Source organism: Niabella pedocola (genome assembly GCF_021044425.1).
GTDB classification, from domain to species: Bacteria; Bacteroidota; Bacteroidia; order Chitinophagales; family Chitinophagaceae; genus Niabella; species Niabella pedocola.
This window is the reverse complement of sequence record NZ_JAJNEC010000005.1, coordinates 1,283,215-1,295,960: the sequence shown is the minus strand read 5'-3', so window position 1 is coordinate 1,295,960 and position 12,746 is coordinate 1,283,215. Positions and strand designations below refer to the sequence as shown.

The 12,746-nt window shown below is 49.4% G+C and carries 8 protein-coding genes; all 8 read left to right on the top strand.

Annotated elements, in window-relative coordinates:
- The first annotated feature begins 4 nt into the window (after positions 1-4).
- The 8 genes from LQ567_RS12995 (at position 5) to LQ567_RS12960 (ending at position 12,535) form a co-directional block, all read left to right on the top strand.
- Entirely contained in the window at positions 5-1,231 is a 1,227-nt protein-coding gene (locus tag LQ567_RS12995) for a FecR family protein (RefSeq protein ID WP_231004947.1), read from the top strand.
- Between the two features lie 188 nt (positions 1,232-1,419).
- Positions 1,420-4,770 (top strand): TonB-dependent receptor, encoded by a 3,351-nt coding sequence (locus LQ567_RS12990; protein WP_231004946.1) that lies wholly within the window; start codon positions 1,420-1,422, stop codon positions 4,768-4,770.
- Between the two features lie 8 nt (positions 4,771-4,778).
- Positions 4,779-6,623 (top strand): RagB/SusD family nutrient uptake outer membrane protein, encoded by a 1,845-nt coding sequence (locus tag LQ567_RS12985; protein WP_231004945.1) that lies wholly within the window; start codon positions 4,779-4,781, stop codon positions 6,621-6,623.
- A gap of 21 nt (positions 6,624-6,644) precedes the next feature.
- The gene (locus LQ567_RS12980) at positions 6,645-7,571 is read left to right on the top strand and encodes a DUF1735 domain-containing protein (protein ID WP_231004944.1); all 927 of its coding nucleotides are present in this window, start codon (positions 6,645-6,647) and stop codon (positions 7,569-7,571) included.
- A gap of 33 nt (positions 7,572-7,604) precedes the next feature.
- Positions 7,605-9,479 carry a beta-N-acetylhexosaminidase gene (locus LQ567_RS12975; RefSeq protein ID WP_231004943.1) on the top strand — a complete coding sequence of 625 codons (1,875 nt, stop codon included), beginning with the start codon at positions 7,605-7,607 and terminating at the stop codon, positions 9,477-9,479.
- Positions 9,480-9,521: 42 nt separating this feature from the next.
- On the top strand, positions 9,522-10,496 hold the full coding sequence (locus LQ567_RS12970; RefSeq protein WP_231004942.1) for a hypothetical protein: 975 nt from the start codon (positions 9,522-9,524) through the stop codon (positions 10,494-10,496).
- A gap of 235 nt (positions 10,497-10,731) precedes the next feature.
- Positions 10,732-11,307: an RNA polymerase sigma factor gene (locus tag LQ567_RS12965; protein ID WP_231004941.1), complete on the top strand. Its 576-nt coding sequence runs from the start codon at positions 10,732-10,734 to the stop codon at positions 11,305-11,307.
- Between the two features lie 67 nt (positions 11,308-11,374).
- On the top strand, positions 11,375-12,535 hold the full coding sequence (locus LQ567_RS12960; RefSeq protein WP_231004940.1) for a FecR family protein: 1,161 nt from the start codon (positions 11,375-11,377) through the stop codon (positions 12,533-12,535).
- Positions 12,536-12,746 lie beyond the last annotated feature (211 nt).

Sequence of the window (12,746 nt, the reverse complement as noted above, 5' to 3'; positions counted from 1 at the left end):
TATTTTGGATCGCCAGGAGGACATACAGGAGCTATTTAAGAAATATGTCAACAATGATATCAGCAGGGAGGAGTTCCTGAAACTGTTGCAGTACCTGTCAGCCGAAGGCCGCGAAGAACAGCTGAGCGCCTGGGTTCGCAACGAATGGCAGGCAACCGCCCCGGGCGAAGAAGCATTGCCTGGTGAATTGAAAGCATTGCTGGAGGGACTGGATGAACAATTGCTGGCACGGCTGGATGGATCGGTAAAACGAATCCCCGGTTACCGGCAACGTTCTGTGCGAAGCCTGCGAAGGAAATGGTTGCTCACCAGCGCAGCGATCATCATGTTCCTGGTTGTAGGCGCCGTGATCTGGTATACAGTTCCGCGATCCCGGCATGCGTCACAGCAGGCAGCTGTCAAAACACATGATGTAAATCCTGGCGGCAACCGTGCTTTTTTAGCGATAGGGAACGGACAACGGGTGGTGCTGGATAGTAACCAGGCCGCGGTGATCGTACAGAACGGAGCGCTTCGCTATGCGGACGGTTCTTTGATCACTTCACTGAATGCGGATAGCAGCCATGCGAACGGACAACCGGAGTTTGTTGTGCTAACGACACCGCCGGGCGGGCAATACCGGCTTACCCTTCCTGATGGCACCGGGGTATGGGTAAATGCCTCCTCTTCCATCCGCTATCCGGTGCGGTTTACAGGCACGCGCAGGGAAGTAACGCTGAGTGGGGAGGCTTATTTTGAGGTACAGAAAAACCCGGATATGCCATTTGTTGTATTGAGCGGCGGACAGGAATTGTCTGTACTGGGTACCCGGTTTAATATTTCGGCCTACCCGGAAGATAAAAGGATCGTTACCACGCTGGTAGAGGGATCGGTAAAAATCCTGCCGGGAGTGGGTAGTCAGCCCCGGCTATTGGTGCCCGGACAACAATCTGTTTTAAAAGATGGGGATCTGTCTGTAAAAAAAGTAGAAGTGGGTTATTATACAGCCTGGAAAGACGGGTTGTTTGTTTTCAACCGGTTGCCGGTTCAGGCGATCCTGCCACAGATAGAGCGGTGGTATGATGTGCAGTTCAGGTATCCGGCAGCTATGGAACGCACATTGATGTGGGGCACCGTTTCCCGGAACGTAATGCTCTCGGAGATCCTGGAGGTGCTTGCATTGAATACCGGGTGGAAGTTTACCCTTCAGGGGAAAACGGTTTTAATAAGTCCAAAAACAGGTATGAATTAACGATAAAATGATGCATCGTTTGTAAAGGCTGCCTCCTTTACACCCTGCATCCTGCCGGTGGTGCAACCAATAACGGAATTGTTCCTTAGTATATAAGCAGCGACGATCCTGAAATACGGAACCCGCAGTGGATCTGAGTGTGCTCATTTCTTATCGTTACTGCTTTTTAGCCATTTGAAGAAGTAAATATGAAACAAAAAACAAACCATTACTCATCCTTCCTTTCCGGCGGCTTTTTTTTCCGGCTGCTGTTAACCGGCATCCTTGCCGCAGTATTGTGCTGGCCCGCCCGAACGAATGGGCAGACCATCTCCCTGAATGTTAAGAACGCTTCGCTGGAGTCGGTGGTGCTGAGCATTCAGCAACAAAGCGGCTACAGCTTTTTGTTTAAAGCCGAATATTTTGACCAGGCGCGCCCGGTTACATTAACGGTTAAGCAAAAACCGGTTCAAGAAGTATTGGAACAGTTATTTGCCGATCAGCCATTCGATTATAAGATCAACGGCAAAATCATTACACTGATCCCGGCCGATAAGGCGCCTCCGCCCAAAGCGCCGGCATCACCCGGCAATAAAATGGATATTACGGGACGTGTTACGGATTCTGTGGGAAATCCGCTCCGATCTGTATCGGTGCAACTGAAAGGTACCAATGCGGGCACCGCTACGGATGCATATGGCCGCTTCAGTATCCAGGCGGCAAAGGGCGCCGTGCTGGTCTTCAGTGCAGTTGGATATATGGAGCGGGAAGTGACCATTGAGAACCGGCCCATCCTTGATGTTGTATTGAGTGCTGTAGTGGCCGACATGGATGAAATTGTAACGGTTGCTTACGGAACACAGCGCAAGGTAAGCGTGATTGGTGCCATTACTTCTATTACACCCAGTAAACTAAAATTACCGGTAACACAGGTCAGCAGTGCCCTGGCAGGGCAGCTTGCGGGTGTGGTGGCGGTACAGAGTTCGGGAGAACCAGGTTCGGGTGCGGCATTCTGGATCCGGGGCATCAGCACCTTCGGGGCCAATAGCCGGCCGCTGGTGCTGGTAGATGGTATCGAGCGTCCGCTGGACCTGGTGGATCCGGAGGATATAGAATCTTTTTCCATTCTTAAAGATGCCACGGCTACTGCCGTATATGGTGTAAGAGGTGCAAACGGGATCGTGTTGGTAACAACTAAAAGGGGAAAGATCAGTGAGCGGCCCACGATCAATATCCGGGGCGAACAAGGCTATTTAAGTCCGGTGCGTATGGTTGAACTGGCCAATGCCGAACAATGGATGGATTATTACAATGATATCAGTTTTGAAAATTCATCCAATATGCCCTTCCCGGAACATGTAAAACAATTGTACCGGGATCATACCGACCCGGATCTATATCCCAACGTAGACTGGATGCATGCCATTTTTAAACCAGGCACCACCAACAAACGGGTCAATCTTAATATCACCGGTGGCAGTAAAGTGGCCAAGTACTATGTGGCCGGTTCTTATCTCCGGGAGAACGGTTTGTTTCAACCCGTGATCACGCCCAACTATAACCCGGAGTACAATTACAATAAATTTAATTTCCGCTCCAACCTGGATATCAACCTTACCCCTTCCACGATATTAAACCTGAATCTTTCCAACCAATACGAGCGCAGGAACCGGCTGGGTGAAGACATGGATATGATGTACCGGATCCTGATCTCTACACCGCCCATCTCCACACCCCTTGAATATTCCGATGGATCACATGCCATGCCGCTGGTAGGATACAATCCTTATTATGCACTTAACAGCAAAGGATTCACGCAAGACTTCAGGAATACATCCCAATCATTGATTGGACTTACACAGGATTTTTCCGGTATCATCACCAAAGGGTTAAAAGCAAACTTTAAGTTTTCCTGGGATGCCGTGAACGAATCGACACTGGATAAAAGAAAAGCACCCGCTACGTTTTATGCCACCGGAAGGGATGCGGATGGAAATCTGATCCTTCATAAGAATACGGATGGCAGCGATTATCTGACACTGGCCCGTTCTAACCGTGGAAACCGCTCCATCAACCTGGAATCCTCCCTGATGTATGATAACCTTTTTGCAGAAAAACACCGGATCGGAGGATTGTTCCTTTTCAGCATGCGGGAATACACCAACAACTTCCCGGGCGATTATATTTCGGCTTTTCCTTACCGGAATATTGGTATCGCTTCAAGACTTACCTATTCCTTTAAGGATAAGTATTTCGCCGAAGGGAATTTCGGCTACAACGGATCGGAGAATTTTGCACCCGGAAAACGGTTCGGGTTTTTCCCCTCCGTTGCGGCCGGCTACCTTGTAAGCAATGAAGCCTTTTTTAAGGAACTGCTGCCGGTCGTGAGCCTGTTGAAGTTCCGCGGATCTTATGGTGAAATCGGTAATGACCAGATCGGAGGTAACCGCCGCTTTGCCTATAACACCGAAATGCAGGGATCGGCAGGCTACGTTTTTGGAAGTACGGGTCAAACAGGAAGAGGCGGTATTTCCACCGGCTATCCGGGAAACCCCAACGTATCCTGGGAAACTGCCATTAAAAAGAATATAGGAGTAGAGCTGGAACTCTTCAGCCGGCTGAAAATACAGGCCGATTATTTCGATGAAAAACGGGAAGGGATTTATATCCTGCAGGGAATGGTACCCTCCATTGTAGGAAACAATATCCAGCAGTTTGTAAACCTGGGAAGTATGGAAAATAAGGGGATTGACGGCTCTCTGGAATATGCGCATACCATTGGCGAGCTGCTCATCCAGGCAAGGGGCAATTTTACCTATAACCGGAACAGGGTGTTGTATAATGACCAGCCCGATCCTATCTGGGCCTACCAGTCGGGCGTTGGAAAACGCTTTGGGCAACTCATGGGCCTGGTGTCGCTGGGTCTCTTTGAATCGGAACAGGAAATCGCCAACAGTCCCCAGCAGATGTACGGACAGATAAAGCCCGGCGATATCAAATACAAGGATATCAATGGTGATGGTATCATCAACTCCTACGATTATATGGGTATTGGCTATGGATCCATCCCGGAGATCAGTTACGGTTTTGGTGTAAGCATGGCATGGAAGGGCTTCGATGTATCGGTATTTTTTCATGGCGTAGGACATGTAGACCGGGTGATTGGCGGTGCCGCCATTACCGGTCCCAATCAAAACATACTGGTGGAGGGACAGATCCTTTCCGATGTGGCTGACAAGCGCTGGAGCCATCGTAACCCCGATCCCAATGCAACATATGCCCGGCTTTCCCTGGCTTATAATGAAAACAATGCGCAGGCTTCCACCTTTTACCTGCGGGATATGAGCTTTATCAGATTGAAGAATGCAGAACTGGGCTACACACTTCCCAAGGGGATTTATAAACCGGCAGGGATCTCTTCGGTACGCCTTTATGCCCAGGGACTGAATTTGCTAACCTTCAGCAAATTCAAATTATGGGATCCGGAGCTGGGTACCAATACCGGGCAGGCCTATCCCCAGATGCGGGTAATGAACGTAGGTTTAAACATTATATTTTAATGATGCATATGAAAATGAATAAAATCTTTTGGCTGCTGATACCGTTCCTGCTGCTGATAACAGCCTGCGAACGCTATCTGGATGTAGAATTGCAAAACCAGTTAACGCTGGATGAAACCTTTAGCAAGCGCCAGACAACCGAATCCTTTCTTGCAAATGTGTACAGTTACCTGCCGCAGGACAATATGATCATGGACCGCGCCGGGGAAAGCGAACTCCCGGGCAGGAGCGATGAAGGATTGTATTCCTGGGTGTCTGGTGTGCCCTGGCTCAATATGAACAGCGGATCGCAAACGCCCGCCTCTCCCTGGTATTATAGCTGGGATCATAACTACAAGGCCATTAAACAGGCCACCATTTTTATTGAGAATGCTGATAAATGTCTGGAGCTGTCACCGGCGCAGCGGGAGGTAATGAAGGCCGAGTCGAGGTTTTTACGTGCCTACTATTACTTCCTGCTGTTGAAGAAGTATGGTCCCGTGTATGTTTGGGGCGATAAAGAAAGTGATATCACCATTAAGGGAAAAGATATCGATCGCCACACGCTGGATGAAAACGTGAGTTTCCTTGTGGCTGAACTCGACCGGGCAGCGGGTGCATTACCGGAGGTGATCACCGATCAGGCATGGTATGGCCGGGTTACAAAAGGGGTGGCGTTAACGGCCAAAGCCGAATTGTTATTGTATATGGCAAGGCCGCTTTTCAACGGTTGTAACCTGTACGTAGGATTAAAGAACAAAGACGGAAAATTCCTGTTCCCGCAGGCACCCGATCCCAATAAATGGGAGCTGGCCGCACAGGCTGCAAAAGCAGTGATCGATCTGAACCGGTATGAATTGTATACAGACAACCAGGAAACGGATCCGTTCCGCAAGGCTATGAAATCCTATATGGGTATCTATTTCAGTTTGTGGAACAAAGAGATCATTTGGGGAAGATGGGATGCGGATCCCTTCCAGTTTGTATCGCGTTGCGCCCCGCCGCAAATTGTAAAACAAGGATTCGGAGGCTATGCACCTTCTCTGAAACTGGTAGATGCCTACCCCATGGCCACCAGTGGCCGGTACCCCGTAACCGGTTACCAGGCCGATGGCAACCCGGTCATTGACCCCCAGTCCGGCTATTCCGAAAACGGGTTTGTAGACAACTTCATTCACCCGTTAGATAATTTCGCTCCGGTAAAAGCGCATAAAAGCACCGTGGGAAGGGATGCCCGTTTTTATGCATCGGTGCTGGCAAATGGATTCTGGTGGATCAATACCTATCACGGGCAAAAACGCGTAACCTTTAATGCGGGCGGTACCTCCCCCTATACCCAGTCCGGCGACTGTGTAAAATCGGGGTATCTCTGGCGCCGGATGAGTGATCCCACCAATGATATCGACCAGGGACAATGGGGCAAGTTCTCCTGGCCCTACTACCGCCTGGCAGAAATCTATCTGGACTATGCCGAAGCCTGCAATGAAAAACCATCGCGGAATGAAGCGGAAGCCCTGCAGTATGTAAATAAAACAAGAGCGCGCAGCGGGCTGAATAAACTGGAAGAAGCCTATCCGGAAGTGATCGGGGATCAGGCCCTGCTGCGGGAATTGATCCGTAAGGAGCGCATGGTGGAGCTGGCCTTTGAAGGGCACCGGTATTATGATATCCGCACCTGGATGATTGCGGAAAAAGAATTCAACGGACCTAATTATACGCGGAACCTGGCGGCATCCAGCTATGAGGATTCATGGACGCGCACCAAGGATATTTTTCCCGGAAATATGGTCTTTCTTCCCAAAAATTACCTGTTTCCAATTTACCAGGGACAACTCAGCGAAATGCCCAATATTACTCAGAACTACGGGTGGTGATTTTATTAAATCTTATGCAACATGAAACAATCTTCAAATACGTTTTTTACAGCTTTCCTGATGTTAACACTATTTTTCAGCGCCTGCCAGGAAAAACGGCTGGACGGAATGGTGGAGGACCGGATCTACCTGGTGACACCCGGACTGCATACCGTGCCGGTTTTTGACCGGGGAAAAGATTCGGTACGTTTACAGGTGGTCAAAAGCGGTGTGGGGCAGCAGCCGGCAAAAGTAAAGCTAACGATCGATCCATCGCTGATCAGCAAATACAAGGAAACGCCCGCGGCATCATACGAGCTGATGGATGAACGGTTGTATAAAATAGTGAGCGATGTGCTGGAATTTAAAACGGGCGACTATAAAAAAACCTTCGACCTGGTGCTGGATGTGGATGCCTTAAAACAGGCGGTGGCGGGAGGAAAAAAATATGCACTGCCCTGTAAGATATCGATCGTGGACGGAACAGTGCAGCCGGCAAAGAACACGGTGCTGGAGGAAGTATTGTTATTTGATATTAAAAGCCCCTATCTCTTTTTTGAAGCATCGGGTGTAATCCAAAATCCCATCAATGTTACAGCCGGCACCGGTAACGAGTTCTGGTTTTACACAAAAGTGCATACCAACTATTCTTCTGAAGGAAACCTTGCGTTTGAGCTGATGGTAGATGAAGCCTATGTAAGAGAGTACAACCGGGTGAACGGTACCAACCTGGTACCCATGCCCGCAGCGGCGGTAGCATTCAATACCGGGCAATGGAGCATTCCCGCACATGGAAACATGCGTCAGCTGGACTGCAGGATCCTGAAAGATAAACTGGTAAAAGCTGACGGACAGCCGGCTTATGGTGAATACTGGATGCCGATCCTCATCAAATCTGTTTCCCGGAATGGCATCGATCCCAAAAAGAATATGCAGATCTTCCGGGTATTGTATACCAATGGTAAATAATTATAAGGCTTAATAAAAATGAACGGCAACGATATGTTCATGCAAAACCTGAAGCGGTTTCTGTATGGTACGCTGGTAACCTTAAACAGCCTGCTGGCGGCTGCGCAGAAGCCGGTATCCCTGATCCCTTATCCGGCATCGCTGGTACAAAAGCCAGGCGTTTTTATCTTAAATGCAAAAACACAAATTGTATGTCAACAACCGGCGATCCGGGGAATAGCAATGCAATTGGTGCAGGACATACAGGAGCGAACAGGGCATGTGCTACCGGTAAACCCGCAACGATCGGTTACCGCAACCCGGATACGCCTGCTACTGGACAAAGGCAAGGACCCGGTATCTGAGGCCGAGGGTTATTTACTGGAGGTGCAGTCATCGGAGATCCGCATCCGGGGAAATACCCCGCATGGTATTTTTAATGGCATCCAGTCCCTGTTGCAACTGATCGATAATAGTGAGAAGCAGGCCGGGGCACATGTACTGACCAATATGCACATACGGGACCATCCACGTTTTGGCTGGCGGGGGCTGATGCTGGATGTAAGCCGTCATTTTTTCTCAAAACAGTTTGTAAAGAAATACATTGATGAGATGGCCCGCTACAAGCTGAATGTGTTTCATTGGCATCTTACCGATGACAACGGATGGCGGATCGAAATAAAAGGACTGCCACGGCTTACCTCAACAGGTGCCTGGCGGGTGCCCCGTACAGGTACCTGGGCGGCGCTGGCTCCGCAGCCCGGGGAGGCGGCTACCTACGGCGGATATTATACCCAGGATGATATCCGCGAAATTGTACGCTATGCAGCAGACCGTTTTATAACCATCATACCCGAGATCGATGTACCCGGCCACAGCCAGGCACTGATCGCTGCCTACCCGGGCCTTTCCTGTTCGCAACAGCAGTATCCGGTAAGCAATGGCGCCGGCTCTGGTCAGGAACATAATGTGCTTTGTCCCGCCAATGACTCCGTATATCGGGTGCTGGATAAGATCTTTACACAGGTAGCTGAGTTATTTCCGGGCGATTATATTCATACAGGAGGCGATGAAGTCAGCTACCGGTTCTGGGAAAAGCACCCGGCGTGCCAGGCACTCATGAAGCGGGAACAGATCGCAACCGGGGAAGCCTACCAGGCCTATTTCGGACAAAAGGTGGCAGCGATCATCCGGGCGAAGGGAAAAAAGATGGCCTGCTGGTACGGGCATTATTTTGATGAACGCGATAAAGAAACCACCATGTATAGCTGGACAACGCGGGAAGACGGCATACGCATGTCGCAGAAAAAAGTTCCGGTAGTGATGACACCTGCATGGGATACCTATCTTGATTTTTACCAGGGTGTTTTTTCTGCGGAGCCGGTAAATGTGATACCGGGTATCGTACGGCTGAAACATTGTTATGCCTTTGACCCGGTACCGGATGGCGCTGATGCTGCGTATATACGGGGTGGCCAGGGAAACCTATGGACGGAAAGCGTTCCTACCGAACGGCATGCAGAGTACATGACCTGGCCCCGGGCGCTGGCCCTTGCCGAAGTATTCTGGAGTCCAAAGCAGCAACGGAACTGGCCGGAGTTTACCGAGCGGGTGATCCGGCGGTTCACCTATTTTCAAAAGAAAGGCATCAATTATTCGGAAAGTTTTTACAACCCGGTTGTTACCGGTGTAAAGGATAGTGCCGGTGGTTACAGGGTGCAACTGGACAGCGAATTACCCGGTGTTCAATTGTATTATACGTTTGACGGAACCAATGCGGATGCCTACAGCGCCCGGTACCAGGGACAGCCTTTGAAAACACCGCGCGAAGCGAGCCAGGTGCGGGTAGTTGCCTACAGCAACGGACATCCCATTGGCAAACAGGTGGTTTTTATGCTTAGTGAACTGGCACATCCCAACCTGCGGTAGCGGAAGGGAACAATATACGCGTTGCTTTTATGAATTTATAGTATGATGTACAGCAATTTGTTTTACGTGGGGGTATGCGCAATGGTGATGCTCTGTTGTTCGACGGCAACCGTAACCCCGAAGCCGCCCGGAAGGCATCAGGCCGACACATCGTCGCTTTTGAATGACGCAGCTTTCAGTAAGGGATTGGTGCTGGAGGGAACCAATACCAGTGCGGCCCGTCGGGATGTATTTATTTTTCCTTATGGAGGCCATGCAACGCAGGTACAATGGGGACTTGCGGAATGGGGCAGCCGCTATCCCCTGGTAGCCTCAAAAAAAACAGCGACCGGCAAAAAAGCCGTCTATGCCGCCAAAGGAAAAAAGATCATTTTTGAGAAGGGTACCGGGAGCCGGCACATTATCATGGATGTAGCCGCCTCCGAAGAATACAATACACCGCGCAGGGAAGGAGCGGAATGGCCGCATCTGTTGTTGGGGCAAACATTTACCCGAAAACCTTTTCTGAAAGATCTTGAAGGCCTGGTGCTTAAATTTACGGGCCGGCTTACGAAAGCCGTACTACGGATGCCGCAAAATGCATTTGACCAGGGACTGCATACCGCTCAGTTCCAGCTTTTCATTACGGTGCAGGATCTGAATCCTGCGTCTCCCAGCCATGGCGACTTTTTTTGGTTTGGTATCCCGTTCTATGATTACCGCTATAAAACCATCAAACGGTTTGCTGCACAGGACCTGGGCAAAAGCGATGCTTCCGGTAAGTTTATTTACAGCATGGGAAGTGCCGATTTTATGAACGGTTCCTTTCATTCCGGAACATGGATCACGATTGAAAAGGATATTTTACCGATGATGAAAAATGCCGTGGAACTGGCAAAGCAGCGGGGCTACCTGAAAGGATCGGTATTTGAAGATCTCGGCTTATCTTCTATGAACCTGGGATGGGAAGTTCCCGGTACACTGGATGTAGGATTTGAATTTAAAGGGTTTGATGTATTAAAACTGGTGCGCAGGTAACTGCAGGCTTTTTAAGATCACCGCCCGAAAATAAACGGAAGGGATCGTTGTCAGGAAACGCGGTCCGCCGGCCATAAAAAGTCTTTCAGGATTTGTCGGCCTTTAAGGCCCTTGCAGCAGTGGCCGCGTTAAAAGTATGCCTTCCGCCTTGTCATGGTAATAAGGCATCCGGGCTTTGACCTTTTATTTCTTTAAGGTTTTTTCTATATTTGTCCGGATCCAGAATATCTTTCCCATGACGATGCTCAGTGACGAACAGCTTTTCTCGCTGGTGAAACAGCATGACCGGACTGCTTTTGATCAATTGTATAACCGGCATTGGTTGTCTTTGTTCAATAAGGCATACAAGCGTTTGCGCGACAAAGAAGCCTGTAGCGATATCCTGCAGGACATCTTTGCCGATCTCTGGAACAAACGTGCGATCCGCAATGTAGATAACCTTGCAGCATATCTGAACACGGCGGTAAGGAATAAAGTATACACCCTGCTGGCGCAGGGGAAGGCGGGTAATTACTTTATACAGCCTTTCGAAGACATCGCCGGCGCATCACAGGCCGACAGTCATTTCAATCAAAAGGAAATCAGCAACCTGGTGCAGCTCTGGATGGAAAGCCTTCCCGAAAAAAGAAGGGAAATCTTCCGGCTTCGTTTTTACGAAGGCGCTTCCACAAGACAGATCAGCGAATACCTGAATATTTCTCAAAAAACGGTGCAGAACCAGCTGCTGCTGGCTTTCCGCGATTTGCGCCTGCACTTGGCACATTACCTGGCCTCCGTGGGCGTGCTTACCCTTTTACATGCTGCCGGATAAAATAATTTTTCAAATCTTTTGGGAGATTTTCGTTTTTCACAGACTATATAGGTGTAAAGCCGTATGAATGTCTGAAAAAGAACGACGATATCTGCAACAACTTGCAAAAAAAGTGCTTGCCGGTAAAGCTTCCGAGGAGGAACGACTTTTCCTGGAGGAATATTATAATGTTTTTGAAAAGCAGGCGGGGATAGAGCAGGAACTGACGAGGGAGGAACTGGAATCCTTACAGCAGTCCGTACGGGAGCGCATTCACCACCGAATGGATGTATATGAAATGCATCACCGCCCGGTATTCAGGAGCTGGCGGCGGCTGAGCGTGGCAGCCTCATTCCTGTTGATGGCCGGTATTACCTTATGGTGGGTGTTCCGGAAACAGCCCGATGCCGGTGTTGCGCAGCAAGGCCCTGTGATAACGGATGTGTTGCCCGGAGGTAACAAGGCCACCTTAACCCTGGATGACGGTTCAACAATTGTGCTGGATGAGATGAAGAAGGACTCGCTGGTGCAGCAGGGCAGTATGCAGGTAAGCAAAAGCGCTGACGGACTGCTGATCTATTCCGTTGCCGCTCATCCCGCTTCGGCAGAAGCCGTTGTTTATAATACGGTTACCACGCCCCGCGGCGGCCAGTACCGGGTGGCATTGCCGGATGGTACCCGTGTATGGTTGAATGCCGCTTCTTCCATCCGTTTCCCTACGCGTTTTATACAGGATCAGCGGAATGTTTCCATTGCGGGTGAGGTATATTTTGAAGTGGCGCATAAACCCACACAGCCATTTGTGGTTACCACCGGCACCACCACCGTTCAGGTACTGGGTACGCACTTTAACATAAAAGCGTATCCAGACGAGGGTATTATGAAAACAACCCTCGCAGAGGGATCGGTTAAGATTGTACATGCCGGAAAGACGGCTGTATTGAAACCCAGCGAGCAGCTGCAGGCCGGCGGGGCATTGTTTAAAGTTGTACCGCATGTGGATGTGGATGCAGAGCTGGCCTGGAAAAATGGAATGTTTTATTTTAAAAATGATGATATCGAAGCCGTAATGAAGCAGGTACAGCGATGGTATAATATCGATGTGCAATACAACGGTGCGATACCCGCCAAACAGTTCACAGGTACCATTCCCCGTTCTGTAACCCTTTCCGAGCTGATGGAGATGTTGAGCTTTTATGATGACATGAAATGCATTATAAAAGGAAACACCATCATCATCCAGCGGTAACAAAAAGACCACCAGATTTTTTAACGCATAAAATGTACCGATAAACAAAAGCGAAAAAAACCGGGAAGTGATTGGACCCATCTCCCCGGTTGGAAGGAGCTGTAAAACGACATTGAAATTTTAAACCCCTTACATATTATCTAACAATTGCAAAAGTATGATTTCTAAACTAAAAAGGAAACATCCGGCATCGTCGTGTCTTTCCTCTATT

What these genes read in the sequence shown, in the direction of transcription:
- LQ567_RS12990 (WP_231004946.1), top strand. Translation starts at nt 1,420, where the DNA reads ATGAAACAAAAAACAAACCATTACTCATCCTTCCTTTCCGGCGGCTTT.
- LQ567_RS12985 (WP_231004945.1), top strand. Translation starts at nt 4,779, where the DNA reads ATGAAAATGAATAAAATCTTTTGGCTGCTGATACCGTTCCTGCTGCTG.
- LQ567_RS12980 (WP_231004944.1), top strand. Translation starts at nt 6,645, where the DNA reads ATGAAACAATCTTCAAATACGTTTTTTACAGCTTTCCTGATGTTAACA.
- LQ567_RS12975 (WP_231004943.1), top strand. Translation starts at nt 7,605, where the DNA reads ATGTTCATGCAAAACCTGAAGCGGTTTCTGTATGGTACGCTGGTAACC.
- LQ567_RS12970 (WP_231004942.1), top strand. Translation starts at nt 9,522, where the DNA reads ATGATGTACAGCAATTTGTTTTACGTGGGGGTATGCGCAATGGTGATG.
- LQ567_RS12965 (WP_231004941.1), top strand. Translation starts at nt 10,732, where the DNA reads ATGACGATGCTCAGTGACGAACAGCTTTTCTCGCTGGTGAAACAGCAT.
- LQ567_RS12960 (WP_231004940.1), top strand. Translation starts at nt 11,375, where the DNA reads ATGTCTGAAAAAGAACGACGATATCTGCAACAACTTGCAAAAAAAGTG.